Source organism: Granulicella sp. S190 (assembly GCF_009766095.1).
GTDB lineage: Bacteria > Acidobacteriota > Terriglobia > Terriglobales > Acidobacteriaceae > Edaphobacter.
In genome coordinates this window covers 115,391-140,064 of sequence record NZ_LMUD01000040.1, presented here as the reverse complement: position 1 = coordinate 140,064, position 24,674 = coordinate 115,391, and the positions used below count along the sequence as shown (strand labels likewise).

At 57.5% G+C, this 24,674-nt stretch carries 19 protein-coding genes; 16 read left to right on the top strand and 3 right to left on the bottom strand.

The window, feature by feature from the left end:
* Nucleotides 1-42 precede the first annotated feature (42 nt).
* From GSQ94_RS18565 to GSQ94_RS18545, 5 genes are all read left to right on the top strand, one after another.
* Nucleotides 43-1,872 (top strand): DUF885 family protein, encoded by a 1,830-nt coding sequence (locus tag GSQ94_RS18565; RefSeq protein ID WP_158945348.1) that lies wholly within the window; start codon nucleotides 43-45, stop codon nucleotides 1,870-1,872.
* Between the two features lie 95 nt (nucleotides 1,873-1,967).
* Nucleotides 1,968-2,411, top strand: a complete 444-nt coding sequence (locus GSQ94_RS18560; protein ID WP_158945347.1) for a hypothetical protein — start codon at nucleotides 1,968-1,970, stop codon at nucleotides 2,409-2,411.
* 375 nt (nucleotides 2,412-2,786) lie between these two features.
* Entirely contained in the window at nucleotides 2,787-4,415 is a 1,629-nt protein-coding gene (locus GSQ94_RS18555; protein ID WP_158945346.1) for a S41 family peptidase, read from the top strand.
* A 60-nt stretch (nucleotides 4,416-4,475) separates the two neighbouring features.
* Entirely contained in the window at nucleotides 4,476-5,096 is a 621-nt protein-coding gene (locus GSQ94_RS18550) for an SDR family oxidoreductase (RefSeq protein WP_158945345.1), read from the top strand.
* Between the two features lie 89 nt (nucleotides 5,097-5,185).
* The gene (locus GSQ94_RS18545) at nucleotides 5,186-5,479 is read left to right on the top strand and encodes a YciI family protein (protein WP_158945344.1); all 294 of its coding nucleotides are present in this window, start codon (nucleotides 5,186-5,188) and stop codon (nucleotides 5,477-5,479) included.
* 63 nt (nucleotides 5,480-5,542) lie between these two features.
* On the opposite strand, the gene GSQ94_RS18540 is transcribed toward GSQ94_RS18545, so the two are convergent.
* Entirely contained in the window at nucleotides 5,543-5,914 is a 372-nt protein-coding gene (locus tag GSQ94_RS18540; RefSeq protein WP_158945343.1) for a MarR family winged helix-turn-helix transcriptional regulator, read from the bottom strand.
* A gap of 203 nt (nucleotides 5,915-6,117) precedes the next feature.
* Here GSQ94_RS18540 and GSQ94_RS18535 point away from each other — a divergent pair, with 203 nt between their 5' ends.
* The 4 genes from GSQ94_RS18535 to GSQ94_RS18520 all read left to right on the top strand — a co-directional run bounded on the left by GSQ94_RS18535 (nucleotide 6,118) and on the right by GSQ94_RS18520 (nucleotide 9,297).
* On the top strand, nucleotides 6,118-6,615 hold the full coding sequence (locus GSQ94_RS18535; protein WP_158945342.1) for a DUF302 domain-containing protein: 498 nt from the start codon (nucleotides 6,118-6,120) through the stop codon (nucleotides 6,613-6,615).
* Nucleotides 6,616-6,669: 54 nt separating this feature from the next.
* Nucleotides 6,670-7,182 (top strand): DUF302 domain-containing protein, encoded by a 513-nt coding sequence (locus GSQ94_RS18530; RefSeq protein WP_216843141.1) that lies wholly within the window; start codon nucleotides 6,670-6,672, stop codon nucleotides 7,180-7,182.
* Nucleotides 7,183-7,290: 108 nt separating this feature from the next.
* Complete coding sequence (locus GSQ94_RS18525) at nucleotides 7,291-8,238, top strand: zinc-binding dehydrogenase (RefSeq protein ID WP_254063979.1); 948 nt, start codon at nucleotides 7,291-7,293, stop codon at nucleotides 8,236-8,238.
* 138 nt (nucleotides 8,239-8,376) lie between these two features.
* On the top strand, nucleotides 8,377-9,297 hold the full coding sequence (locus GSQ94_RS18520) for an alpha/beta fold hydrolase (RefSeq protein ID WP_158945340.1): 921 nt from the start codon (nucleotides 8,377-8,379) through the stop codon (nucleotides 9,295-9,297).
* 78 nt (nucleotides 9,298-9,375) lie between these two features.
* Here the strand turns inward: GSQ94_RS18520 and GSQ94_RS18515 are convergent, their stop codons facing one another.
* Nucleotides 9,376-10,275 carry an alpha/beta fold hydrolase gene (locus GSQ94_RS18515; RefSeq protein WP_158945339.1) on the bottom strand — a complete coding sequence of 300 codons (900 nt, stop codon included), beginning with the start codon at nucleotides 10,273-10,275 and terminating at the stop codon, nucleotides 9,376-9,378.
* 228 nt (nucleotides 10,276-10,503) lie between these two features.
* Here GSQ94_RS18515 and GSQ94_RS18510 point away from each other — a divergent pair, with 228 nt between their 5' ends.
* From GSQ94_RS18510 to GSQ94_RS18495, 4 genes are all read left to right on the top strand, one after another.
* Complete coding sequence (locus GSQ94_RS18510) at nucleotides 10,504-10,971, top strand: Rrf2 family transcriptional regulator (RefSeq protein ID WP_158945338.1); 468 nt, start codon at nucleotides 10,504-10,506, stop codon at nucleotides 10,969-10,971.
* A 121-nt stretch (nucleotides 10,972-11,092) separates the two neighbouring features.
* On the top strand, nucleotides 11,093-11,683 hold the full coding sequence (locus GSQ94_RS18505; protein ID WP_216843140.1) for an NADPH-dependent F420 reductase: 591 nt from the start codon (nucleotides 11,093-11,095) through the stop codon (nucleotides 11,681-11,683).
* A 113-nt stretch (nucleotides 11,684-11,796) separates the two neighbouring features.
* Nucleotides 11,797-12,213, top strand: a complete 417-nt coding sequence (locus GSQ94_RS18500) for an SgcJ/EcaC family oxidoreductase (RefSeq protein ID WP_158945337.1) — start codon at nucleotides 11,797-11,799, stop codon at nucleotides 12,211-12,213.
* 85 nt (nucleotides 12,214-12,298) lie between these two features.
* Nucleotides 12,299-13,384, top strand: coding sequence for an IS110 family transposase (locus GSQ94_RS18495; protein WP_158945336.1), 1,086 nt, complete (start codon nucleotides 12,299-12,301; stop codon nucleotides 13,382-13,384).
* A gap of 418 nt (nucleotides 13,385-13,802) precedes the next feature.
* Here the strand turns inward: GSQ94_RS18495 and GSQ94_RS18490 are convergent, their stop codons facing one another.
* Entirely contained in the window at nucleotides 13,803-14,678 is an 876-nt protein-coding gene (locus GSQ94_RS18490; RefSeq protein ID WP_158945335.1) for a CPBP family intramembrane glutamic endopeptidase, read from the bottom strand.
* Between the two features lie 722 nt (nucleotides 14,679-15,400).
* Here GSQ94_RS18490 and GSQ94_RS18485 point away from each other — a divergent pair.
* The 3 genes from GSQ94_RS18485 to GSQ94_RS18475 form a co-directional block, all read left to right on the top strand.
* Nucleotides 15,401-18,817, top strand: coding sequence for a vitamin B12-dependent ribonucleotide reductase (locus GSQ94_RS18485; RefSeq protein WP_158945334.1), 3,417 nt, complete (start codon nucleotides 15,401-15,403; stop codon nucleotides 18,815-18,817).
* Nucleotides 18,818-19,679: 862 nt separating this feature from the next.
* On the top strand, nucleotides 19,680-22,376 hold the full coding sequence (locus tag GSQ94_RS18480; protein ID WP_216843139.1) for a PD-(D/E)XK nuclease family protein: 2,697 nt from the start codon (nucleotides 19,680-19,682) through the stop codon (nucleotides 22,374-22,376).
* The coding region (locus GSQ94_RS18475; RefSeq protein ID WP_158945332.1) for an exodeoxyribonuclease V subunit beta at nucleotides 22,373-24,674 on the top strand (2,302 nt) is incomplete at its 3' end. The genes GSQ94_RS18480 and GSQ94_RS18475, both read left to right, overlap by 4 nt.

Sequence of the window (24,674 nt, the reverse complement as noted above, 5' to 3'; positions counted from 1 at the left end):
CTAGGCCCCCTTATTTCTGAGCTCAACCGCGAAAGGTAAATTATGTCTGTGTTGTTGGCTATGCTGCTCTATGGCACGCCCTCGTCGTCGTTCAGTCTCCGAACAGATGAGTCGGCTTCAATCGTGCTGCACCAGACGCCGACCGGCGGAGCGAGTCAGAAGGGGAAGAAACTTGAGGCATCTTCCCTGCAGAACAGGCTTGATCGGCAGAATCTGCTGTTCAAAGAGCAAGCTGCTTCGGACGCAGCTCCTACTTCAGGAAAGAAGAAGTCCCTACTCGGCGATTTTTCGCTCGCAGGAAGCGCACGTCAGAACGCGATCGACCGCGGGTTCCGGTCCCGGCTCGCCACCATCTCTTCAGATGGATTTCCCGAACAGGATCGGATCTCGCGCGAGTTGATGCTGCGGGAGTTGGATCAACGGATGACCGACTATTCTCTGAAGACCTATGAGATGCCGCTCACGCAATTCAGAGGCATTCACACCGATCTCGCGGACGTTCCTCGATCCCTGCCATTCCATTCGGTCAAGGACTATGAGGATTACATCACGCGACTGCATGAGATGCCGCTGGCATTCCAGCAGACGATTGAAGTTTTGAAACAGGGAGAAAAGGACGGGTTGATGCCGGTGCGCTTCCTGCTTGAGCAAATCCCCGCTCAGTGCCAGGGGCTTGTTGCTGAAGATCCTTTCGTCTTGCCGACGACGAAGTTCCCATCGTCCGTTTCTGCGGCAGATCAGAAGCGTCTCACCGAAGAGATTGTCGCTGCGGCGAACAATGAGGTCTTGCCCGCATACAAGCGTTTTGCTGCCTATGTTGCGGACGACTACGCGCCGCATGGCCGCACCGCAATCGGAATGAGCAGCCTTCCAGATGGAGCGCGGCGCTACCAGAACGCCATCCACGAAGAGACCACGACGAATATGACCCCAGCTGAGATTCGTGCGCTCGGGCTCCGAGAAATTGCTCGCATCAATGGGCTCCTCACCGACCTTGCTCACAAAGCGGGATATACGGATTTGAAAAGCTTTCGCGCCGCGATTAACAGTGACCCCAAGTACATCCCAACGTCATCGGAACAAATCGTTGAAGACTATAGGCATTACGTCAGCCAAATGGAACCTCGACTGCCTGAGCTATTTCTTGACTACCCTAAAGCTAAGCTGGTCGTCGAAGCAGTCCCTGAATCACAACCGCAAATGGGTACGCATTATGTCGGTGGCAACGCAGACGGAAGCACCCCGAGCCGCGTGGTCGTGGCTACTTCCAACTATGCCCATAGACGGCTGATAAGCGATGAAACACAGGCTTATCACGAAGGCATACCGGGGCATGCACTGCAGGTCACTATTCAGCAGCATCTAAAAGGCCTGCCGGCCTTTCGATCAGAATTTCAGAATAACGCGTATGCCGAGGGTTGGGCCGTTTACGCGGAAGCGCTGGGCAAAGAGATTGGCTTCTTTCAGGACACCGCCTCGGACTACGGCAGATTGAATCTCGAACTCATGAGGGCTGTTCGCTTCGTTGTGGATACTGGCATCCACGCCGATGGATGGACCCGCGACCAGGCGGTTTCTTATTTTCGCGAGAGCGGGGCCGCCGACGAACCGACTATTCAGGCTGAGATCGACCGATACATTGCCCTTCCCGCCCAGAGCCTTAGTTACAAGATTGGTCAACTGAAGATTCGCGAATTGCGCGCCCGAGCACAGCAGCAGCTTGGCCCGCGCTTCGATATCCGCAAGTTCCATGACGAGATACTGAGCGCCGGTAACTTACCCATGGACATGTTGGACGCTCGGATCGATGGATGGATCAGGAGCGTACAAGCGGCAGGCGAGAAGCCAGGGCAACGGCAGACCGGCTCTTGACTGCCCGTTGCTGATGGAAGGCTACATCCAAGCAAAATCGGCGCTCCTTAACCACAACCAATGTTGGTGTAACCAACGGAAAGTGAAGATCAAATATGGGATTTACCTTGGCTACTGCTCTCCTCCTTGCTTCTTTAGCCCCTGCGGCGACGCCGGCAGAAAATCCGTGGAACGGTACCTGGGTTCTCGATGCCAGCAGAAGCACTCCCGGAGCCAAAGATCAGGCTGCGGATGGTTATCGGTTTACATTGCAGCCCGATGGGCAGATCAAGTGGGAGATTCCATCCCTTGGAGAAGTGGTTACGGGGAAAACTGACGGTGTGCCGATGGAGATCCATAGGACGAAGCCTGCGCCTGGACTAACGCTAAGTGTCATTGCGGAGGGTCCAGAGGTGCTCATCTACAAGGTTGCTCGCAATGGAAAGCCCGAAGGGGAAGGTCGAATGACGTTGGTCGAGAATGGCAAGGCGTGGGTCGATATCTCGTGGCCCGCAGGTCAGCCGCAATACGCAGGCGAAGTTGTGTATGTGAAGCGATGAGGCTGACCGCTCCGGATTTGTCAACGCCCGTTCCCGTCGCATCTTCAACAAGCGCCGTCATCACAGCATGCACGGGGACTGCGGCCTCAAGATGCTTGCCCAAAGCGGTTGACTTGAGAGGCGGGAATAGATTGCGTCGAGTGCTCCTCAAAACTCCTAGCGCGAACCCGGCGAGCGGGCCGGGGTGAGGCGAAATGAGGGCGTAGGGAGAAACCAGCACGGTTTCTCCCCGCGCGATTGTTGAACTTTAAGAGCCGAGGGAAGATGCAATACCGCCCCTCTGTGGATGAATAGCTAAGCCGCTTTCTTCGTGGTTTCTGCGCCCTTAACCTGTCCCGCGGCCACGCGCCGCCTTATTTCGAGGTAAATCAGCAAATGGCCCCACACACACGCCGCGCTCTCTTCTCTGTCACTCTCTTTCTGGCGACCTGCGCCGTGCTCGGGTCTGCTATCAGCCATAAAGTGGCTGCTCAGTCGGCATCCGACGAGTCCACCCTGCGCGACTCCCTGCACTCCTTCACCAACGTCTATTCCATCGTCGAGCAGAACTACGCCGAACACCTCGATACCGACAAGATTGATAAGGCCGTTTACGGCGGCGCGATTCCAGGTATGCTCCACACCCTTGATCCCCACTCCAACTTCTTCGATCCCAAGGCCTGGGCCCAGATGCGCGAAGACCAGCACGGCAAATACTACGGCGTCGGCATGTCCATCCAGCCCCAGCCCGATAAGGCCGGCAACAGCACCAAGGTCGTCGTCGTGACACCGTTCGAAGGGTCGCCCTCCTATAAAGCGGGCATCCGCCCCGGCGACGTCATTCGCACCATCGACGACAAACCCACCGCCGGCATGGACTCCTCCACCGTCTCCTCCCGGCTCAAAGGCCCCAAGGGCACCCACGTCGCCATAGGTATGGAACGCGAAGGCACAGCCAAACTCCTCACCTTCGATCTCGTCCGCGACGACATCACCCGCCCGTCCGTCGACCTCGCCTTCAACGTTCGTCCCGGCATCGGCTACATCCGCGTCACCAGCTTCATCGAGACTACCGGCCGGGAAGTCGGCGACGCCATCGATACGTTGAACAAGGACAACGACATGAAGGGCCTCATCGTTGACCTCCGTGGCAACCCCGGCGGGCTGTTGATCGAAGCCGTCAACATGTCCGACAAGTTCCTCCAGAAGGGCCAGATCGTCGTCAGCCAACGCGGTCGCGCGTTTCCGGACCAGGTCTACCGCGCCTCCCACGGCGAGCAGGGCACCAAGTACCCCATCGTTGTCCTGGTCAATCGCGGCACCGCCTCCGCCGCCGAGATCGTCACCGGTGCATTACAGGATCACGACCGCGCCTTGATCGCCGGAGAAACCACTTTCGGCAAGGGCCTCGTCCAGACCGAATTCCATATCTCCGATAACACTGGTCTCACGCTCACCACCTACCATTACTACACGCCGTCCGGCCGACTCATCCAGCGGAACTACGATGGCGTCTCGCTCTACGACTACTACTACGGCCGCGACCAGGAAACCACGTCCAAGGATAAGTCGAACCTTGAGGTCAAGCTCACCGACTCCGGACGCACCGTCTACGGCGGCGGCGGCATTACCCCGGACGAGAAGATCGACCCAACCAAGCTGAACCACTTCCAGAGCACGCTCTACCAGCACTATGCCTTCTTCGACTTCAGCAAGCACTACCTCGCCAACCACACCATCGCCCGCGACTTCACCGTCGACGACCCCGTGATGCAGCATTTCAAGGATTTCCTCAAGTTCCAGGACGTCGAATACACGGACGCAGAGATCGCCGGCGTAAACGATTGGCTCAAGGCCAGCATCAAGAGCGAGCTCTTCAAGAGCCAATTCGGCCAAACCGAAGGCCTCAAGGTCACCGCTGCCTGGGACCCCGAGGTAGCCAGGGCCATCACCTTCCTGCCGGAAGCCCAAATCCTGGCCGACCGCAAGAAGACGGGCACCAAGGTTGCAAGCCTCAATCGCTAGTCCGAACCTAGCATTGGAACATGGCGTTCTGTCAGGACGTGCACCATTAAGGAGAAAACATTGAGCGAATCGAATTCCAGCAGCATTGGGGCTGCTATCGTCACCGGCGCATCTTCAGGAATCGGGAAGGTTTATGTCGACCGTTTGGCGGCGCGTGGTTACAATCTTATTCTCATAGCACGTCGCACCGACCGTCTCCAGCAGATCGCGGCCGACCTCAAGGAGCGTTTCTCCATCCGGGCGGAAGTGCTCGTCGCAGATTTCAGCCAACCCGCCGGCCTCTCTGAGACGATTGAGAAGATCGCCAGCAATGAATTGATCTCTGTGCTGGTCAATAACGCGGGCTACTCGTTGGCGAAACCTCTAACGGAAATAGCGCCTGAAGTCATGGCCAACATGATCGCCCTCAATGTCACGGCACTCTCGAAGGCGGCCCTGGAACGCTTCACGCTACGCGGGAATGGCACGATCATCAATATCGGCTCCGGCGCTGGAATAGCTCCCATCACCTGGATCCCCGTATACGGTCCAACAAAGTCATACGTACTTCAGTTCACGCAGATACTTCAGCAGCAGGTAGCGGGCACTAACGCCGGAAACTTATGTGGCTGCCTTCAAAGAACTTCAGTGAGAACCGAGAATAGGTTGATCGACCCGCCCAGCTGTGGCATTGTGCAGTAAGATGTGTATGCATCGTCTCGTTGCTGTGGCGATACCGGTCACTGTCATCTCTGATGCTCTAAGGTTTTCACATCATTCGGAGGAGCATCATGAAATTCGTCAATTTGTGCCGCTACATCGACGACCTTAATCGAGTCGCAGAGCTTAGGCCGGCTCACCGACAGTACATGGCGCGACTCGATTCAGAGAATAAGTTATGGGCAGCTGGTCCTTATGAGGACGGAACGGGAGCGTTGTTCATTTACGAAGCGGTAGATCTTGAGGCAGCGGAAGAGATACGCCAGGCGGACCCTTACTTCACAGGGGATGTACTCGCCAGTTCGGAATTGGCCGCCTGGAGTCCGGCACTGTATAACGCCAGTGTTATTGACGCGTCACCATAACCTGCTTAAATATTTTCACGTGATTCGGATCGCCATCGCCTGAACCGGCATTAAGGCTCTTGACTATTCCGCAGTCGCACAGGCCGCCAGTCGATCGAGCTCGGCAAGCAGTACCTCATATTTCTCTCGCCCGAATTTACCGATGACATTCTGCTGTACACCTTCCCAACGCTTGTTCGCGTCAGTCAAAAGTTTGCGCCCTTTGGGCGTGACCTTCGCAGTGCGAAAGCGAGTGTGACTGCCGTCGGCGGAAACAAGCCAACCGTCACGAATCATCGGTGCGATTGCCCGATAGAGGGATGTTCGATCCATTTCCATCTCCTCTGCGACGCGAACCAAAGGCTCGCCACTGCGTCTGGCGATACAGCGAAGCACGGCCAATTGGGTAATGTTTACGCCGGCAGGGGAGATGTCCGAGTCATAATAGCGGCCCAACACCCGTGACAACTTCTTTACTGTGGTGCAGGCGCAAGGGTCTATTCCCGATGGTAGAGATGTGTACACATCATCAATATAGCAGAATCGGCAAAGTGTGATGTATATGCATCTTGTAAGGTCTGCCCATCATCAGAGATTGTGTTGGGGGAACGGTGCCGTCCGGATCACCCTCAGACGAGCCACGGTATAAGGAGTTTTCAATGATTGATGAGTATGTCGTGAAGCACTATGAGCATGTGAGCACCAAATCGTTCGAGGAAGTCGTCAATGCGTTCGAAGCTGCTGTCGGTGATGGAGATGACGGCAAGTTCTTGAACGGCATGAAAGCTCTGTCGAACGTCCAGGACTGGGAGAACTTGTGTAAGTCGAGCTTTGGTCCCAGTGGCTTCCTGCATGTGTTGACCTTCGATCATGGCCATTGGCTAAAATTCTACGGGATCGGAGGTAAAGCAAAGCAGTACACCTACGGCAATCCTCTCCTGGCGCACACGATGGTAAAACATGACATCGGGGTCTGCTTTCAGGTGCCGTTCCACATCCTTATCTACGAGGCCGCAAAAGGCGAAGTTCGGATCGCATACGATCTGCCATCAACTCTCATGGATCGTTTGCATAACGACGAGGTGAATGAGGCAGCACGCAGGATCGACCCGAAGGTTGTTGCATTTGTGACAGAGCTTGCTGGAGCTCCCGCATAAATTGCATCGAACGGTTTCAACGTGGACGAGGGAACAGACGAAAGTGAGGGACAGATGAAGGATACGACACGGTCGGTTCATGACTTTGCAGGAAAGCGTATCGAAGTGACGAGTGCTCTGCCGTTTGATGAGGTGATGAACCGTTTGCGAGAGCAGACAGGTAAATCAACCGTTCCTCTAGTGAACGAGGTCGCCTCGCAGAGTCGCTCGCCGGAAGAGTTTGACGCTGAAGTTACAAGGCGCTTTGTCGGACCAAGCGGTTTTATGCTCTTTGCCGAGATAGAGCACAGTGGTTGGATCGCACTCTATGGAATTCATCGACGGGTTTTGCGGATCATCCTGGGAAATCCACAGTTCGCGATCACGATGTTGCAGGAAGACATCTCGGCAGGCCTCTTTGCGCCTGTGGAGATGCTGCTTGTAGAGGAGGGCGAAGGCTCAACACTTTACTATGTGCAGCCTTCCTCGCTGATGGTTACCGTCGAGAACGAACCTCTTCTGAAAGCAGCTTTGGCACTGGATGCCAAATTTGGAGAACTCGTCGCAAGAATTACGGGCCTTGATTAGGAAACGCTGAACTAGGCTGAAGGTCTCATCTGATATCGACATGGAGGACACATGAAAGCAATCTTTTATCGCAAATTCGGAGAGCGGGACGTTTTGGAATTCGGAGAAATGCCAGAACCGATTGCCGGGGAGAAGCAGTTGCTGATTCAGGTGGAGCGTTCAAGCATCAACTACGTCGATATCCGCGAGCGCCAGGGAACCTATAACCGCCCAGAGACACATGGTGGCGAGATCAAATTGCCGCATATCCCGGGCCTGCAGGCAGTCGGAAGAGTGAAAGCTGCCGGTTCCTCTGCGGATCAGTCCTGGGTTGGCAAGAAGGTTCTCGCGTACACACCTAAGGGCGGTGGCTATGCTCAATTCGTTACGGCAGAGACCAATTTCTGCGTCGAGATACCAGAATCCGAGGATGCAGATCTGTTTGCGGCTCTACCCAACCAAGGATTGACGGCATACCTGTTGCTCACTGCTTCAACGAAGCTGGTGTCGGGTGAGTCGGTACTTGTGCAAGGTGCATCCGGAGGTGTCGGCAGTTTGGCAATACAGATCGCGAAAATCCTCGGCGCCGGCACAGTGTTAGGGACAGCCAGCACCAGCAAGAAGCTGGACTTCATTCGCAGTCTCGGAGCTGACGACGCCATCGACTACACGGAAGATAACTGGCCTCAGACGGTGCTGGAGAAGTCAGGCGGCAAAGGGGTCGACATCTTACTTGAGTCAATCGGAGGAGAGATCTTCGAGAAGAACTTCGAGTGCCTTGCGCCATTCGGCCGCTACATTCTTTTTGGATCCACGCGTGGCCCGGGCGAGCCATTTGCTCCGCGTCGGCTGATGCAAAAATCGCAAAGCCTGACTGGGTTTTACCTGCCCGTCTATCTTACAAGGCCTGATCTCATTCATCAGGGAATGGAATTCCTCGTAAAGGCAACGGCAGATAAGAAGCTGAAGCCGTCTATTGCGCAAGTGCTGCCTCTAAGTCAGACGGCGGAGGGGCATCGCTTGTTGGAGGATCGTGAGGTTCAGGGAACCATCCTCCTGGATACAACGGCACTCTGAGTTTCGAAGGTGCGACGTAAAGGATGAGATCTCATGTTCAGCCGTAGAAGTTTTATCGCCCAACTCGGTACCACGGCCGCGCTTGCGGCCACCACGCCAGATCTGTGCGCGGTCCAAAACAAGTTCGAGATCAACTCTATGAAAAATCACGAAAAAGCCGATATGCCTGGTTTCAGGAGCGCCTATGCGACGTTGAACAATGTCCGCATCCACTACTGGGTTGGGGGTAATCCGAACGGACAGCCCATCTTACTTTGGCATGGATTCTTGGGCACAAGTTATACGTGGCACAAGATGATGCCGCTGCTGGCAGAGGCTGGCTTCGCCGTACTCGCGCCAGATATGCGGGGCTACGGTGATTCTCACAAGCCAGCTGGCAAAGACGGTTACGATGCACGCGCGCTTGCAGAAGAATTCCGTTCGCTGGTGAAGCACCTTGACTTTGGTTCTGGAAAGCCTCTTGTCCTTGTCGGATATGACATGGGAGGCCCACCTGCATTGCTATGGGCCGCGGATTATCCCGATGAGGTGCAGGCACTCCTCTATATCGACGTCCCTGTGATGCTTTCTGAGATCCTCACAAAAGTGATCGCGTACACACCGGAAGCGATGACTAAGGGCTCCCTCTGGTGGTGGATCTTACCACTCGCTCCTGATGTGCCGGAGCGTTTGATCGTTGGTAAGGAACGAGAGTTTCTTACCTGGTTCTACGACAACAAGAGTGCAATCCAGGGAGCAGTTTCTCCAGCGTCCGTCGATGAGTTCTTGCGCACATTTTCCGGACGCGAGGGCGTTCTTGGCTCGATGGGCGTCTACCGAGCGGCCTTTACGACGATGGAACAGACGGCAGCCCTGAAGACTGCAAAAGTGCAGGTGCCCGTGATCGCTATCGGTGGGTCAAACTCCCGGGGCGATCAAATCCGCGAGATGATCTCGATGGTCGCAACGACTGTTTCTGGGGTTGTCATTCCGAATTGCGGACACTTTGTCCCAGAAGAGCACCCCCAAGAGCTCTTTGAGCAGATTCAAGCTTCGCTGGGCCTTGCGCGAACAGCCTAAGTGCATTCAAAAAGTCCGAACAATATTTTGGATCAAGGCAATCCTTGTGCATCAAACACAGCCGTAAGGGCTGTTCAATCATTTTGAGTGTGAACCGTTTTCCATCAAGAGGTGCAGCACTGCATCAGCGACTGCTGATGGATTCTCTCGGTGCGGGAAATGTCCTACGCCGCTAAGTAGAATTCGTTTATAGCCATTTCGAAAATGCTTCTCCTGGCCTTCTGAAGCTGACGGAAGATCGCAAAAGTCTGAAGCGCCCTGGATCATCACGGTAGGGACGTCCAGGAGCACGTTGTCCTTCAGACGTGCCTGAAGTTCGTCATAACGAGAATCAAAAGCCTCGCCTTTGAGATATCTGGATCGGTAGGCATTCAAAGTGATTTCCGCCCAGTCCGGGCGATCAAAGTGCCTGCTCGCAAGCTCAAAGTCTTCTTCCGCAAACCAGCCCTCGGGGCTCCAGGTGTCCCATTGAATGCGAGCGAAGCCGATGGGGTCTCGGCGCACCGCCTCTGCTCCCGCATCGGTGCATTGAAAGAACTGGTACCAGAACTGCTTGGACTGTTGGAAGCTTCCTAGATGGAACTCACCACGTGGTTGGTAAGCCAATGCAAGTGTGGCTAGCGCGCGAATGCGTTTGGGATAGAGCGCCGCCAGCGTGTAGGCAATGCGGGCTCCCCAGTCATGCCCGACAACAGCGAACTCGCTGATTCCCAACTTGTCTGCAAGATCGACCACATCCTGCGCCATCGCTACAGCTCCGGCAAATCTGGGCGTAGCTGGCGACAAAAACTTTGTCGGATGCGATCCTCGCAAATAGGGCGCGATCGTTCTGAAGCCACGGTCTTGCAGTTTAGACGCGATAGGCATCCAGCTTGCCGGCGAGTCCGGCCACCCGTGAAGTAGGACCACCGGCTCTCCGGATGAAACCCCTTGCGCCTCAAATGCGATATTCAAGAGTTCTGTTTGTTCGAAATACATGGCTCGTCTCACCTTCCTTGGTCAGATGCTCGGAAATGGCGAGGCGAGACTTACGATTGTGGCCCGAATCTCCTCGGAGGGTGCGTTTGCCAGAAATGTTCTGGGTTTTCAGTACCGAAGTATCGGCCAATAGTTGACGATCCTAACTTATGGGAAGAGCGTTCACCAGGACGAATCATCTCTGATCTATCTGTATGTGTATGCTGAACACACATACGGAGATTAACTTTGGCTACAAGCTCCAGATTCGTCGTTGCGGTTCATGTACTTACCTCCTTGGCTGTGAATGAGGGAACACCTGTTCGGTCAGAAGAGTTGGCCTTCAGCGCGAACACCAATCCTACAGTGATACGAGCTCTTCTTGGCCGTCTCGCGGCTGCTCGCTTGACGACCTCGCAACTGGGCGCGGGCGGAGGAGCGCTGCTCGCCAAACCGCCAGAAAAGATCACCCTGCTCGAGGTCTACAACATCATGGAGCAGGGCGACCTGTTCGCGCTGCACAGGTCGACGCCGAGCAAGGTTTGCATGGTCGGGAAGAACATCCAAGCTGTGCTAAGCCCGAGCCTGGACAGAGCGCGTAAAGCAATGGAAGACGAGCTTGCCGGCGTGAGCATCGCCGATGTGATGAAGGATGTTCGCAAGCGAGGGAACTTCAAGACGCCTCCACGTGCATTGTCCTTCACCAAACTAGTGTAGTTGTGTTGCATACACACAAGCGATTCTGAGATATGATTGCCTAACCGGTGCGAGTCCCTACGGTCTCGAACGGTCTGGAACTCTGATAGAGATCCAGGAGAACGTATCGGAAAGGCACATCATGACACTCTCCATCCTTGGATCTGGAAACATCGGCTCCGCGCTCGCTGGTCACTTTGCTCAAAAGAATATTCCCGTTTCGATTGCAAACAATCGCGGTCCGGCATCGCTGGAGCCTCTTTGCAAGAAGCTTGGATCAAGTATCACGGCTGTAGAACTGGCAGGGGCGCTCGAGGCTGACATCGTAATTTTGGCGCTTCCTTTTTCGGCGGTCGCGCAGCTTGGCGATAAGACAGACTGGGCTGCACGAATCGTCATCGACGCCACTAACGCCATCGACTTTCCCGCTTTTACACCCACAGATCTGGGCGGAAAGCTCTCGTCTGAAGTGGTGGCTGAGTACCTACTCGGTGCACGCGTGGTGAAGGCGTTCAACACACTTCCTGCAGCAGTTCTCGCTGCGACCCCGGAAGAGGGCGCTGGCCGGCGTGTCATCTTCCTGTCGGGTAATGATGCCGAAGCGCGTATTGCGGTGAGCGCGGTCATCAAGAGCCTCGGATTCGCTCCCATTGACCTCGGCAACCTAGCGGCGGGACGCTCGCAACAATTTGGCGAGCCGCTGGTGATGCGCAATCTCCTCCTTCAGTCCTGACATCTGTTCCTCTCCCCGAAGCGGTCAAAGCCCGCTTCGGGGGAGAGGATGGTTCTCGACAGCACATATCCGCGAACGATTCCGTCGAACTCACACTCCAGAAAGGCTTCTCGATGACCCTCTATGCTAAGACCAACGACGCCGCGATCAGGAACACAATCGCGCGATACTTCGACGCTCTGAATCGCAGCGATGTCGACGCAGCGCTCAAGCTTTATACAGACGATCCCGTGATGTTGCCGTTTCTTCAACCCACAGTCGTCGGACGGAAAGCCGTTGCCGAAAATTACGAGAACACCTTCCAGCACATTCAATTCCGGATGGAGACGAAGATAGAGGAGTTGGTGGAGATGTCTCTAGAGTGGGCCTACGTACGTACGGAGTCCGCGGGACTGTTCACCCCCGCCAGCACTCGAAAGAGCTCTCCCGCCACCTTCCATGAGCTTTTCCTGCTTCGCAAAATGAACGGAGGAGAATGGCTTATTGCGCGATATAGCTTTTCCCCAACCGCCGAGTTGCCAGCGCAATGATCGCTCAGTTCTCAACGCGCTTAGTCCTTATCAGTAACGAGAAATGGGATGAGCAGGCCCTCCGCAGGAGGAGCAGACTGTTCCCATGAAGAAGCCACCGCAGCACCTCATCGCTGAAGTCCCACGCAGACAGGCCAAGGTTGAGATCACGATAGGGATCGACCTTGGCGATGTCTGGAGTCATTACTGCACCCTCAACCAGGACGGATTGGTCGTCGATCGGGGCCGGTTTCGAACGACGCCGAAGGCGATCGAGAAGTGGTTCACCGATGTACCTCCAGCACGAGTTGCGATGGAGGCCGGGACACACTCGATCTGGATCAGCGCACAGCTGCAGGAACTAGGCCACGAGGTCATCGTGGCGAACGTTCGCGAGTTGCGTGCGATCTCGCACAGTGATCGGAAGAGCGATCAGGTCGATGCTGAGAAGCTGGCGCGATATGCCCGGCTTGATCCGAACATCCTCCGGCCGATCGCCCATCGCACTGTCGAGCAACAGCAAGCCCTCACCTTGGTCCGTGCGCGAGCTCTGCTGGTACGACTGCGAACCGCTGCAGTGAACGCCGTGCGTGGTCTGACGAAGTCGTGCGGCTACCGTATGCCTGCCTCCGCCACAACGTGCTTCGCTCAGCGCAGCCTGGCTGTTATGCCGCCTGGACTGGCGCAGGCACTCTGTCCGGTGCTCCAGCAGATCGCGGAGATGACCATCAAGATCAAGCAGTACGACCGGCAGATCCAGCAACTCGGCCAGACCGACTATCCGGAGACGCAGGCGCTGCTGAAGGTTCATGGCGTCGGCCACCTCACCGCCTTGACCTTTGTACTGACCCTCGGCAGCAAGGAACGGTTCGGACGAAGTCGTGATGTCGGTTGCTATCTTGGCTTACGACCACGGCGAAGTCAGTCTGGAGACCACGATCCTCAGCTCGGCATCACCCATGCCGGTAACGCCTATCTCCGAAGTCTGCTGATCGAATGCTCCAACCATATCCTTCGACCGCATGGACGAGACTCGGCGCTGCGACAGTGGGGTCTGCACTTAGCCGCTCGAGGTGGAAAGCAGGCCAAGAGTAAGGCCGTCGTTGCCGTGGCACGCAAGTTAGCCGTGTTACTTCATCACCTCTGGAGCACTCAAGAGCCGTACATGCCGTTCTACGAACAAGCAGCCTGAGAGATCCACATGTTTACCCGTTGCGACGACACCGTGTTCCGATGACTGCGAGCCGACTTCGGCCTTCGAGGCCGACCGATAAATGGCAGCATCGATTCTCCTTTCGAACCCCAACCGGCACCGAGCTTGCTTCAAGACAGCTCATCTAGAGTGCGAATAGAAACACGGTGGAGAGCAACAAATCACGAGCAACAACAAAAGCAAAAGCCCTATGAAGAAAAAAGCAAAGAACAAATCTTGACACCAGTGACCTGCTCATAGAAAGTCGGCTTAGCGGAAATAACGAGTCAGCCTGACGGAAAGCGTATATCAGGACCGATCCATGCCAAAGTCCGATCGGAATCGGATTTATTAGCGGCTTAACAGCCGAGGTCTTGGGAGCCAAACGATTCCTGCACTTCCCTTTCACTATCGAGGCTCAGCTGTCGAGGTAAGGGAAGCCTTTACGCGGACGGCCACTCGAAACAATGACTGTTGCTGCTACGACCATGGCGACTGCTAGTCCGACCCCAAATTCTGTGGTGATGTACTTTGCCCAACCAACAGGAGCAGTCAGCGGATCAAATATGCCCTGAACAAACGTGTTGTGGGTGGCGTGCAGGAGAACACAAGGCCATATGCTGCCCGAGCGCACTCTAAGGTAGCCCATGATGTAGGCCAGCGCGATCACCATTACCGTGAAGCAAGCGACGGCAAAGACGGCGTTCGTGCCTGGGTTGAAGTCGGTCCAGAGAATCTCCGGAACGTGCCACACTGCCCAGATCGATCCTGAGATCAGACAGGCTCCGTGGAAGCCGAACCGCTGCTGAAGCCTGGGAAACAGGAACCCTCGCCATCCAAGTTCCTCGCCAAGTGACCATACAGCTTCGCCGATAACCGAGACGGTAAACAACAGCGGTAGAGCCACGCCAAACGTACCGAAGGCCGGCCAGCGTCCTAATCCATAAGGCTTTACCATCGCGGCTTCGAAGCTTTTCAGGGAGAATGAGCCGCGAATGACCAGCCAGGTGAGCAGGTAAACCGGCGCAGCATAAATCAGCGGCAGGAAATACGCGAGCCTGAGAAAGCGGCGTGCCGGCCAAGACCAGCCCAGTGTTCCAAGTGGGATGCGGAGCAGCAGGCAGGTGCACAGCGCAGCGATACCAGGACACCACACGATGAACTGGACGAGTTCTTCGGATAGGTGATGGGTGTAAACATCAAGGGCATAGGTGCACCCGCTAAACGCACAAAGAAAAAACAGGAAGATCGATAACGGTCGCTGTTGCGAGACTCTCGAAAACGCTCTCCTCATAATCCGTCCTTTGTCAGGAACTCCGCAGGCAGCGTCAGCCTTGGCTAAAGAAAGAGAAGGCCGGAGATCCAGAAGCGTCCGCTAACATACACAATCTGGAACGAATGGACGCCTCGCGAGGATGGCTGGGCATCGTCCTTTCAATCCCAGCTTTCCTTTGTGCTCCACAGTGCCTGCATTAGCGAGATACGTCCTATGTTCGATGGAGTTTACGCCATCTTGCTGGCCGCGGAGCAGTGGTCACGTCGAGCCGCAGATACAGAGTTACTCACTTTCCCACATTTCCACCCCCATCCACACCAAAAGCACTGCCTCTGCCCTTGCTTCGTAGCCCTTTCGCGCCTACTCTCAAACCTGTCCCGTTACCGAGCAGTAAACCCGCCCCCGGCGCGACGATTCGACAAAATCCACAGCAAAACCCCGGTTTTTAACGGTTTTGAAACATTAACCCCGCGTAAACAGGGGTATTCGCACAGCTAACACAACATGTTGTGCTTTATACTTGACACACCCCATAAGGGGCGTTACTTTCACGACTGCAGCCACGCAAAACACGGCCAAAGTTCCTTACATCTTTCGACCAGAACGCCGCCGGCTCCTTTAGCCGGATACATATCCAGCGCTCTCGTCGTCATTTTTACCTCGGATTTACCCCGGAACGAACGCCTTCCGGAAGCATCGGTCTCTCAGTTTTTTCATCAAATTAGAAGGAGTACTTCCCCATGGCGACCATCCCCAACCAGACTCAGAACAGCACCCAGAGCACCGCGGCCCCCTACCAGAACAACCCGCGCACTCCGGGCCTCAAGTTCGATCGCCACTTCACCAAGCCAGGCATCTCCCCCTACGATGAGATCGTCTGGGAGCTCCGCGATGCCATCATCCAGGACTTCAAGGGCAAGACCATCTTCGAGCAGAAGAACGTCGAGGTTCCCGCCGACTGGTCCATGACCGCGACCAACATCGTCGCCAGCAAATACCTCCACGGCCTCAACGGCACCGACGAGCGCGAATCCGGCGTCCGCGCCCTCATCACCCGCGTCGCCGAGTCCATCCGCGACTGGGGCATCGCAGGCGGCTACTTCGCCTCTCAGGCCGACGCCGACACCTTCTACGCCGAGCTCGCTCACCTCCTCCTCAACCAGAAGGTCGCCTTCAACTCGCCCGTCTGGTTCAACGTCGGTTGCGACCGTCTCGAGCCCAACTCTGACGCCCAGAACTGGCACTGGAACGCCACCACCGGCAAGGTCGAGTTCTCCGTCACTGGCTACACCAAGCCCCAGTGCTCCGCCTGCTTCATTAACTCCGTGCAGGACTCGCTCGACTCGATCCTCACCCTCGCCAAGACCGAGGGCATGCTCTTCAAGTGGGGTTCAGGCGCTGGCTCCAACCTCTCGAACATCCGTGGCTCCATGGAGACCCTCTCTGGTGGCGGCACCGCCTCCGGCCCACTCTCCTTCATGCGCGGCTTCGACGCCTTCGCCGGCGTCATCAAGTCCGGCGGCAAGACCCGTCGCGCCGCCAAGATGGTCATCCTCAACGCCGACCATCCCGACATCGAAGACTTCATCCAGTGCAAGGTGAAGGAAGAGCAGAAGGCCTGGCACCTCATGCAGGCTGGCTACGATGGCAGCGGTCCCGACTCCGAGGCCTACAGCTCCATCTTCTTCCAGAACGCCAACAACTCCGTCCGCGTCAACGACGAGTTCATGCGTGCAGTCGAGTCCGACGGAACCTTCGTCACCCGCACCGTCAAGGAGCGCACTCCAGTCAAGGAGTATCGCGCCCGCGATCTCATGCACACCCTCGCCGAAGCCACCTGGCAGTGCGGCGACCCCGGCATGCAGTTCGACACCACCATCAACCGCTGGCACACCAGCAAGAACACCGGCCGCATCAACGCCTCCAACCCCTGCTCGGAGTACATGTTTCTCGATGACTCCGCCTGCAACCTTGCCTCCTTCAATCTCCTGAAGTTCCTCACCCCCGGCGGCCAGTTCGACATCCCCGCCTACCGTCACGCCATCGAGATCGTCACCACCGCCATGGAGATCATCGTTGACTCCGCCGGCTACCCCACCGAGATGATCTCGAAGAACTCGCACGACTACCGCCCTCTCGGCCTCGGTTACGCGAACCTCGGCGCGCTCCTCATGGCCTTCGGTCTCCCCTACGACTCCGACGCCGGCCGCGACTTCGCCGCCACCCTCACCTCCATCCTCTGCGGCGACGCCTACTGGCAGTCCTCCCGCATCGCCGAAACCTGCCCGCCCCTCGGCGCAGCCACCCCGCTCACCCAGCAGGCCGAAATCGCTGGCGGAGCCTGCCCCGGCTTCTACGTCAACCGCGAGCCCTTCCTCGACGTCGTCCGCATGCACCGCGCCGAAGTCAACAACATCGGCAAGTCGAAGACCTCCGCCGAGCCCTTCTTCGTCCCTCAGCTCGACCAACTCATCGAAGCCTCCCGCCACGCCTGGGACGGAGCCCTCGCCCACGGCGAAAAGCACGGCTACCGCAACTCCCAGGTCACCGTCCTCGCCCCCACCGGCACCATCGGCTTCATGATGGACTGCGACACCACCGGCATCGAGCCTGACCTCGCCCTCGTGAAATACAAAAAGCTCGTCGGCGGCGGCATGATCAAGATCGTCAACAACACCGTCCCCTCGGCCCTCATCAAGCTCGGCTACTCCGAGTCCGAGGTCAACGCCATCGTCAGCTACATCGACGCCACCGGCACCATCGAAGGCGCGCCCGCCATCAAGCCCGAGCACCTCGCCGTCTTCGATTGCTCCTTCAAGCCCTCCAAGGGCACCCGCAGCATCCACTACCTCGGCCACATCAAGATGATGGGCGCCACCCAGCCCTTCCTCTCCGGAGCCATCTCCAAGACCGTCAACCTCCCCCAGGACTGCTCCGTCGACGACATCGCCGAGGCCTACATGGAGAGCTGGCGCCAGGGCCTCAAGGCCGTAGCCATCTACCGCGACAACTCCAAGGGCACCCAGCCCCTCAACGTCACCGCCCAGACTGACGCCGACAAGAAGGGCACCCGCGGCACCAACGCCGTAGCTGCTCCTCTGTTGTCATCCCGCAGCGAAGCGGAGGCATCTGCTTCTCCCGACGAAACCAACACCCGCCAGCAGCTCGTCGAGGCCATGGAGAACGCCACCGCCGCCCACAACCGCATCCACAACCTCGAAACCCAGCTCAAGCAGATCACCGAAGCCGCTCTCCAGAACTCCGACGCCGCAGACTCGCAGGCTCCGCCCCGCGCCGTCCGCCACCGTCTCCCTGCCGAGCGCGCCTCCGTCACCCACAAGTTCGGCCTCGCCGGACACGAAGGCTACATCACCGTCGGCCTCTACCCCAACGGCCAGCCCGGCGAAATCTTCATCCGCATGGCCAAGGAAGGCTCCACCGTCTCCGGACTCATGGACTCCTTCGCCACCGCCGTCTCCCTCGCCCTCCAGCACGGCGTTCCTCTCCGTGTCCTCTGCGAGAAGTTCGCCCACACCCGCTTCGAGCCCTCCGGCTGGACCGGCAACGAGCAGATCGGCTACGCCAAGTCGATCATGGACTACATCTTCCGCTGGATCCAGATCCGCTTCCTCTCCGGACACCAGTTCGACCTCTTCGCCGGCCTCAGCCCCCAGAACCAGGGACAGGCCAGCATCCCGGTAGAAGGCACCGTCAACGCCCCCGGCAACCGCGTCGAATCAGCCAACTTGAGCGGACCCTCCAGCACCTCGGTACCCGTCAACCGTATCGAGTCGTCGCTCCTCCCCAACCTCAACGCCTCGGCTGACCCAAGCGCATCCGCATCTCCTTTGTTGTCATCCCGCAGCGAAGCGGAGGGATCTGCGGTTGCTTTTAGCCCCTACGACAGCCACGAGCACACCCACACCACCACCCCGCCCCAGCAAGGCATCGCACCCGACCTCAGCGCCCGCAGCGGACTCGAATCCCCCGACCCCATGTCCCTCGAAGACCGCGGCATCTACCACGCCTCCGACGCCATGAAGTCCATGTACGAGATGGGCGACTCACCCTCCTGCGCCACCTGCGGAGCCATCATGACCCGCAGCGGATCCTGCTACCGCTGCATGTCCTGCGGCAGCACAAGCGGCTGCAGCTAGTAATCAAATCAGAGCAAACGGATAGGGGTGTGCGTTGCCAGCAAAAATGAAAGTAGAAGCCGTTTCAATGAAAGTCCGAAGCGTCAAAATGAAATCGACTAACCGATTCTTTATAAACCACATAGGGCCGCGACGTTCACGTCGTGGCCCTTGCATTTGAACGAAATGCCTGAAATGTAACACTGTGTTAATGTTCCCGCGCTCGTTCTAGTCTGATGAATCCGGCAGCTGTGCGGAATGTCCGATTGGTCTTGTCGATCGCTGACGAAAAACGCTGGTTCTTGCTTTTCCTGTCCTTGTTGCGGCGGTACGTCCGGTTGTAGCTAAATCATGCGATGGAATGCCCATAGGAGTTGTTGTGCGTTGTGCACCATAAGTTGTCATTTGTACCCATAAGCTGTCATCGGTGTCACCATAAGCTGTCATCCAAACCCCAAGGCCCATTCGAGTCCCACTGATCGAATGGGCCTCTCCTCTTTGGAGTTCTCTGTCTTCCATTCATCAGCTATCGAGATCATGTCCCACATGTATTACTTCACCGCTGCCGGCTTCTCAGTAGTACGCTATAAAAGCTCTTTGATACCAATCACCAAGTTATTCGTTGTCCAACGTCGCCCTCTAACCGCTTATCGAATATTTCCCGAAGGCCTGCCCGTTGCTATTCGCAGCGCATTCTAACGACGCTCTTCTGAAGCGCGGTACGAAGTTTCTCCGTGGCCGCTCGCCAGTGCTCATACTGGCCGGGACACGCGAAGCCGCTAACGATTTGGTAAGGTCTTGCTGCTTATCGGAGGGGGGCGCCCTTACTGGCGTGTACCGGCATACTTTGCGAGATTTCGTGCTCACCATCAGCATGGAGCCTATGATGGAGCGGGGACTCTCCCCCGTGCGCCGTCTCGCTCGCGAGGCCATAGCGGCCGAGATCACCGCCCGGTCACGTGCGAAGCTCAGCTATCTCGCCCCAGTTGCGGGATTTCCTGGCTTCGCCCGAGCGCTCGCACGCACTCTTGAGGACCTTCGTCTCAACGGCATCACAGCGGACGAGCTGCGCTCCACAGGACGGTCCGGTCCCGATCTCGCTCTGCTGATGAATGCTTACGACAGAGCCCTAAAAGAGCGCAAATTCGCTGACCATGCCGAGCGGTGTGACCTCGCGCTGGAATGCATTGGAGCGCGCTCTCTCCTGCTCGTTGACCTGCGTTTGCGCACCCGCCGTGAGCAGAAGCTTGTGGACGCGCTAAAATCCGCCGCACCCGCCTGGCTAGAACTGACTCTTACACCTGAGCCAGGAGAAGCATTCTCACAGCTCGAGTCGCTGCAGCGATACGTACTCACCGGCGAACCCGTGCCTCGCTGCGATGCCGACGACTCAGTCCAGATCTTCTCTGCTTCAGGAGAGGCGTTGGAGTGCGTCGAAATCGCGCGCCGTATCCTACGCCTAGCTGAAGGTGGAATGCGCTTCGACCAAATTGCAGTCTTCGTCCGCAGTGCTGCGCGCCATCAGCCTCTCTTGGAAGAAGCGTTCGCCCGAGCTGCCATACCTGCTTGGTACAGCCGGGGGATCCACCGTCCTGACGTTAGCGGGCGAGCTTTTCTCGCGCTTCTCCGCTGCGCTGCCGAAGATTTGAGTGCAGCGCGATTTGCTGAGTACCTTTCTCTCGGTCAAATGCCCACCAAAGAAGGAGCGCCCCGTCCGGCGTCCCGGTGGGAACGAATCCTGTCGAGGGCCAGCGTTATCAGCGGACTGCAACGGTGGGATCGCCGTTTGCATGCCTATGGCAACGAACTGAAAGATGATCAGGCCGGCGAACTCGAAGCCCTTAAGAGCCTGCGAGATTTCGCCCTTCCAATCGTTCGCGAACTCGCGACCCTGCCGACGGAAGCCTACTGGGACCGATGGCTCGACCTTATAAGTGACATGGCGCAGCGCACCCTCGATCAGCCTGCTTCCGTGTACGCCGTGCTGGAAGAACTTCAGCCGATGAGAGCCACCGGCCCTGTGACGCTCGCGGATGTTGTTGCGACGCTGGAATCCGAACTGTCCAGCCACCGCATTGAGGAGGACGGAACCCGATATGGCGCGGTATTTGTCGGTTCGCTTGCCGAGTCCGCGGGCATGTGCTTCGAAGCCGTCTTTGTGCCAGGTTTGAATGAAGGTGTCTTCCCAAAGCCGGTGCGTGAGGACCCGCTACTCCTCGATTCCCAGCGTACCGTCCTCGGAATCGAAGGCAGTAAAGATGACACCCTACTCCTGCGGACTGCCGCCGCCACCGCCAAGCAACATTTCGTTTGCTCTTGGTCGCGCATAGATCTGGCTACTGGCCGCGAGCGCGTTCCTTCCTTTTACGCCTTCGAAGTGGCCGAGTCGGCAGGCTCCGGCGAACTTGACGTCCGGGCTTTTGAGAAAGAAGCGCGCGACCGCAGTGAGGCACATCTGGGCTGGCCGGCACCCACCAACTCACGTGACGCAATTGACGCCGCTGAGTACGACCTCTCCACCCTTCGCCCTGGCTGGGATCAGCCACAGTCGGGGAATGCGGCTTGGCTAGAACTTGTAAACGCGCACGTCCACCGGGCTCTTGACGCTCGCCGTCTTCGCTGGGGGGCCGCGTGGACATGGGCCGACGGTCTTGCTAGTCCCCCTGGTCACGCCGGTCTCGAAATGGAGAAACACTTCGGACTTTCCATGCGCTCCTACTCGCCGACCCGTCTGGAACAGTACGCTCGCTGCCCATATCGATTCCACCTGGAGTCCATCCTCGGCCTGCGTACCGCTGAACGCCCCGCCGCGATCCAACGCATGGACCCCGGCATCCGAGGGGAGTTCTATCATGCGGTACAATCGCGGTTTTACTTGGCGATGCAGGTGGGAGATCTACTGCCCGTCCGGGACGTCGAGTCCGCTTTGATGCGACTCGAAGTCATTTTGCATGATGTCGAAGCCGAGTTTGCCGAGCGTTACATGCCTGCTATCCCCATCGTCTGGAAGACTGACATGGAGCGCATCCGCGGTGATCTTCGCGCGTGGCTCCGGCATGTTGCCGCGAACGAAACCGAATGGACGCCGATTCACTTTGAGTATGGCTTTGAGAACATAGCCATAGATCGCGATCTGCTTTTGCAAGGCCGCATCGACCTGATCGAGCAACACATCAGCGGTCTGCTCCGCGTTACTGACCACAAGACCGGGAAGGTGCCCGAGCGCGTTCCTTCCGAGATCGGCGGAGGTGAATTCCTGCAGCCTGTTCTCTACGCGATAGCCGCTTCTCGATCGCTACAGCGGCCCGTCCAAGAAGCACGCCTCTTCTACTCCACGCTGCGGGGCAATTTCGTTGAGTTCCCTATCCGGCTTACCCCCGAAGCGCGCAAGGGCGCCGAGAGCGTTCTGCACCAAATCGACAAAGCTCTGCGCAGCGGGGATCTCCCAGCGGCACCACGCAAGGATGGCTGCGCATACTGCGACTTCCTGCCAATCTGCGGGCCGTACGAAGAGGAACGCGCCGTCCGCAAGAACCAGGTTAAGCTCCGGAACCTGACGGAACTCCGGGAGCAACCATGACGCCTCCGATCCAAACGACCTCGCGCGGATGCTTCGTGGAAGCGTCGGCGGGAACCGGCAAGACCCACATGCTGGTCTCCGAGATCGCAGGGGCGATCGAGAGCGGAGTCTCGGTAGACCGCATTGCCGCTGTCACCTTCACCCACGCCGCCGCCGGATCGATGAAGGTGCGGGTCCGCCAGGAACTGGAGCGCCGGAAGAACCAGGGCGAAGCACTCCGGTCGCTGGACCGGGCGTTCATCGGCACCATTCACTCCTTCTGTGCACATCTGCTCCGTCAGCGCCCCGTCGAAGCTTGTGTCGACCCGGACTTCAGCGAACTCGATGAGCTTAATGCCCGTGCACTCTTCGATGGTGAGTTCCGCACATGGCTGGCGGAGAAACTCAACGATCCAAGCCCCGTATTGTGGCGAGCGCTCTCGCGGCTCGCCTGGAGCGAAGAACGTTCCGCCGAAGGTCCGGTGGAGAAACTCCGCGATGCTGCGTGGCGGCTGGCCGAGTGGCGTGATCACGATTCCGCGTGGGAAATCCGCGCGTTCGACCGCCGCGCAAGTATATTTGCCCTATTCGAGCGCGTTAAAAAGCTCGAAGCCATGCTGCGTGTTGCAAGGCGCGATACAGACCCGTTGGCTCGCTGCCTGAAACCGGTGCAGGAATCTCGTCACCGGATTCGCATCGCGAAGGAAGCCGAAGCGGCCAACCCCGACGAAGTAGAGAATGAACTCCTCTCCCTCAAGTTTCGAGTCAAGTATTTCGACACGAACCAAGGGTCGGGTGATTGGGGCGGCGGTGTTCCACGAAGTCATGTCATTGCCGCTTGGCGCGATCTAAACGATGCCATTGAAACCTTTCGCGTAGACGCCGATGCCGATCTAGCCTGCCGTTTGCGCGACGAACTATGGCAAGTGGTCGAGCGCTATCAGGATGCCAAACGCCGCTCCGGCAGCCTTGATTTTCAGGATCTACTCATCTGCGCTCGCGACCTCCTGCGTCACCCTGAAGCCCGCCGCGATTTGCAGGCCCGCTACGATCGCATCTTCATCGACGAGTTCCAAGACACTGACCCGTTGCAGGCTGAAATCCTGCTCTCGCTCTGCGGTAACAAAGAGGGCTACAACGCCGCTGAGACGGGCAAACTGTTCGTTGTCGGCGATCCCAAGCAATCCATCTACCGATTTCGTCGAGCAGACGCCCGCCAGTACCGCCGCATCCGCGAAGAACTGCTACTGGGCGGCCTCGGCAACCGCCACCTTCAGGAGGGACATCGTTCGACAGAACCTCTGCACGCTTTTGTCAATGAGGCGTTTGCGGATATGCCCGACGCACTACCTCTCACCGGGGGTGCCCCGTCTCCCGAAACTCAACCCGCCGTAGTCGCTCTACCCGTTCCTTATTTGCATGGCAAACGCAACAAATCACCGAAGGTAGCGGCCCAACACGCACCCGACACCACCGCCGCTTTCGTGGATTGGCTACTCCACACCAGCAAGTGGACTGTTCGGGACGAACATAACAACACGCGCCGTCCCATACGCGCGGAAGACATTTGCATCCTTTTTCGCAAAACTGTCAGCTATGGCGAAGACCTCACGCAGGCGTACGTTCGAGCTCTTGAATCCCGAGGCATCGAGCATGTGCTCGTTGGGTCAAAATCCTTCCACCGTCGCGAAGAAATCGGCACTATTCGGGCCGCTTTGCGAGCCATTGAGTGGCCAGACGACGAACTCAGCGTTTACGCCGTCCTGCGAGGTGCGCTCTTCTTCATTTCCGATAGCGACCTGTTCAGATTTCGGCAACAGCATGGGCACTTCACCCCATTCTTCAAAATTCCCGACGATCTACATGTCAACTTCGCACCCATAGCGGAGGTTCTCGCCCTTCTCAAGGATCTCCATCGCTGCCGCAACTACAAGCCTCCCGCCGAAATTATCCGTCGGCTCCTCGACGCGGCCCGCGCGCACATCGGCCTTGCCTTTCACACTGGCGGCGAACGACGGCTCGCGAACGTCTATCGTCTCTGCGATCTTGCCCGCAGTTTCGAAGCGTCGCGCCCAGGGTCCTTCCGGTCCTTCGTCGAATTTCTGGAGAATGAATACGAACTGGGAGAGCAGTCAGAAGCCGCAGTGCTTGAGCAACAGGCCGGCGGCGTGCAATTGATGACGGTGCACAAAGCGAAAGGCCTCGAGTTTCCCGTTGTGATCCTCGCTGACATGACGACCCACGCCACACAGCGCGGAGGCTGCGACCGCTACGTCGATCCCACGCGCCTCCTTTGTGCCCAGAAGCTATGTACGTGGG

Excerpts from the sequence above, each read along its gene's own strand:
- GSQ94_RS18535 (WP_158945342.1), top strand. The coding sequence starts at position 6,118 with ATGATTGATGAGTATGTCGTGAAGCACTATGAGCATGTGAGCACCAAA.
- GSQ94_RS18545 (WP_158945344.1), top strand. The coding sequence starts at position 5,186 with ATGAAATTCGTCAATTTGTGCCGCTACATCGACGACCTTAATCGAGTC.
- GSQ94_RS18565 (WP_158945348.1), top strand. The coding sequence starts at position 43 with ATGTCTGTGTTGTTGGCTATGCTGCTCTATGGCACGCCCTCGTCGTCG.
- GSQ94_RS18495 (WP_158945336.1), top strand. The coding sequence starts at position 12,299 with ATGAAGAAGCCACCGCAGCACCTCATCGCTGAAGTCCCACGCAGACAG.
- GSQ94_RS18560 (WP_158945347.1), top strand. The coding sequence starts at position 1,968 with ATGGGATTTACCTTGGCTACTGCTCTCCTCCTTGCTTCTTTAGCCCCT.
- GSQ94_RS18500 (WP_158945337.1), top strand. The coding sequence starts at position 11,797 with ATGACCCTCTATGCTAAGACCAACGACGCCGCGATCAGGAACACAATC.
- GSQ94_RS18555 (WP_158945346.1), top strand. The coding sequence starts at position 2,787 with ATGGCCCCACACACACGCCGCGCTCTCTTCTCTGTCACTCTCTTTCTG.
- GSQ94_RS18480 (WP_216843139.1), top strand. The coding sequence starts at position 19,680 with ATGATGGAGCGGGGACTCTCCCCCGTGCGCCGTCTCGCTCGCGAGGCC.
- GSQ94_RS18525 (WP_254063979.1), top strand. The coding sequence starts at position 7,291 with ATGCCAGAACCGATTGCCGGGGAGAAGCAGTTGCTGATTCAGGTGGAG.
- GSQ94_RS18490 (WP_158945335.1), bottom strand. The coding sequence starts at position 14,678 with ATGAGGAGAGCGTTTTCGAGAGTCTCGCAACAGCGACCGTTATCGATC.
- GSQ94_RS18485 (WP_158945334.1), top strand. The coding sequence starts at position 15,401 with ATGGCGACCATCCCCAACCAGACTCAGAACAGCACCCAGAGCACCGCG.
- GSQ94_RS18515 (WP_158945339.1), bottom strand. The coding sequence starts at position 10,275 with ATGTATTTCGAACAAACAGAACTCTTGAATATCGCATTTGAGGCGCAA.
- GSQ94_RS18530 (WP_216843141.1), top strand. The coding sequence starts at position 6,670 with ATGAAGGATACGACACGGTCGGTTCATGACTTTGCAGGAAAGCGTATC.
- GSQ94_RS18520 (WP_158945340.1), top strand. The coding sequence starts at position 8,377 with ATGAAAAATCACGAAAAAGCCGATATGCCTGGTTTCAGGAGCGCCTAT.
- GSQ94_RS18505 (WP_216843140.1), top strand. The coding sequence starts at position 11,093 with ATGACACTCTCCATCCTTGGATCTGGAAACATCGGCTCCGCGCTCGCT.